We start from the raw sequence: 2,279 nt of genomic DNA on the forward strand, positions 1-2,279 counted from the left end.
AGAAACTGAAGTTCTAAGTTGCTGAAAACAATTTAACAATAGAACAATTTAACAATTGAGCAATACATTAGAGTGAGTTAAATAAAAACAAACAATAGATTCTGTGGCTGATGACAAAAAAATAGAGTTACGTTCCGGCGAGGTACAGGAGATACTTGGCGGAGTTCCATCGCGCATTGTGCGATACGGGATTCTTGTGTTTGTTGCCATCTTTTCGCTCATCATTATTTTTAGCTTTATATTTTATTACCCTGATATTTTGCGCTCGAATATTGTGGTTACTACCGAAAATCCGCCGGCTACACTGGTTGCCCGTGCAACAGGTAAAATCGATAAACTATTTGTTGACGATAAGGATCATGTAATAGCAGGGCAAACAATCGCTTTAATTGAAAATCCGGCAGATTATACCGATGTGCTTGAGTTGGAGCAGATGATAAGTACTGTTCAGCCCGCTTTTGATACGCTCAATTTTTCTGTTTCGCAGCGTTTTAATAAAAGTCTGCAGTTGGGTGCTGTTCAGGAGTATTATTCGCAGTTTTTAACCCGCTACGAGGAGCTGAATGAGTTTTACCAACGCAACTATTATGTATTAAAAGAGGAGTCGTATAAGGAGCAGTTGAAAAACGCCCGGATTTTATATGATCGCCTTTGGGAGCAAAAAGTGGCCATCGATAAAGAATATCAGATTAAACAACGCAACTACGAACGCCAGAAAAAATTGCTGGCTGGGGAGGTGGTTTCATCCACTGTTCTGGAGCAGGCTGAATCGGAAATGTTGAGTAAAAAATCGGAACTCGATGGTATGCGTTCAACACTTGCAGAGCGCCAAATGGGTATCAGCGAGTTGGATCAAAAGATTATTGAAAACGAAAAAGAATACCGCGATTTTAAAATTCAATACGAATCGGCCCTGATTGAAGCTTTTAATAATCTGAAAAGCCAGGCAAGCGATTGGTTTCTTACTTATGTATTGCGGTCGCCAATTGATGGGGTGGTTACGTTTAATAAGTTTTATGCCGAAAACCAGAATATTACCGAGGGTGACCGTGTTTTAACCATCGTGCCTGAGGATGTAGGCGAAGTAATCGGGAAAGTAGAGTTACCTGTTCGAGGATCGGGAAAAGTTAAAGAAGGACTTGATGTGAATGTGAAATTCGACAATTATCCGTACATGGAATATGGTTTGGTGCGTGGTAAAGTAAAAAGTGTTTCGCTGGTTCCTGAAGATAGTTTTTATATGGTAGAAATTGTTTTTCCTAACGGTTTGGTTACCAATTATAATAATACACTGCAAATGCAAAGCCAGTTAATGGGGCAGGCCGAAATAATCACCGAAGATCTGCGTTTGATTCAACGGATTTTTAATCCATTAAAATCACTGTGGAAAGAGCGGGTGAAGTAAGTGCGGAGTTCAGAGTTCAGGGGGCAAAGTTCAGAGTAGTCTCGTTAGTGCTGTTTTGTAATCTGCTGAAATGGCCTTGGAAAGAGCAGGTGAACTGGAAAATTGAACGGATTGGTTTAATCCCAAAAATTTCATGCTTACAAAATCGAAATTCCATAACTACGTTTTTCCAATTTTATGCTTATGATTTTTTTTTTCATAGGCATGAAATTTATGTCTCTTGCAAGGCCGTGGTGATAAGGGGTGCAGAAATGCCAGTTAAACCTGCGAAAATACACCGTATCAGTGCAAAAGGATCTCAACTGGGAGCTATTAAAATAGAGCGGTATTGCCTCTTCAATTAAATAGATTACAAATCTGCGCCAGCGAGAGATTATGCTTACTGTATTTTGCGTATTGCTTGTTTTGCTATGGTATTCTGCCGGTTTTTCCTTCTGCTTTATGCTTCCCGCATATATCTTCAATCTTCTCTCCCTCAATCCATTTCAATCTTAATAATTTCAAAAAAAAGGTATAAATCTATTGTTCTTTAATAATAATTCGTACTTTTGCGAGCCGTTTTTAGGGGAAAAGTGTGCTTTTTCGTCTCGAAACGATTGATAATTAAGGATTTTTGCATAATTTTGCAGTCCATTTTGGATAATGATTATTAACTATATAAAAAACAGGTAGTTATGCCAACTATTCAACAGTTAGTTAGAAAAGGAAGACAAACTAAAGTTGAGAAGAGTAAATCTCCGGCTTTAGATTCATGCCCACAACGTCGTGGAGTATGTGTTCGTGTTTATACCACTACGCCAAAGAAACCAAACTCGGCAATGCGTAAAGTTGCAAGGGTTAGGTTAACCAATGGTAAAGAGGTGAATGCTTACAT

Annotated in this window: 1 protein-coding gene and 1 pseudogene; both read left to right on the forward strand. The window is 38.7% G+C overall.

Annotation, left to right across the window (positions count from 1 at the left end):
- Positions 1–103: 103 nt before the first annotated feature.
- Positions 104–1,405, forward strand: a complete 1,302-nt coding sequence (locus ABZB17_RS22295) for an HlyD family secretion protein (protein ID WP_372653849.1) — start codon at positions 104–106, stop codon at positions 1,403–1,405.
- A gap of 674 nt (positions 1,406–2,079) precedes the next feature.
- Positions 2,080–2,279 (forward strand): annotated as a pseudogene (locus tag ABZB17_RS22300) (30S ribosomal protein S12); the annotation flags it as partial.

This window comes from Draconibacterium sp., assembly GCF_041583095.1.
Classification (GTDB): domain Bacteria; phylum Bacteroidota; class Bacteroidia; order Bacteroidales; family Prolixibacteraceae; genus Draconibacterium.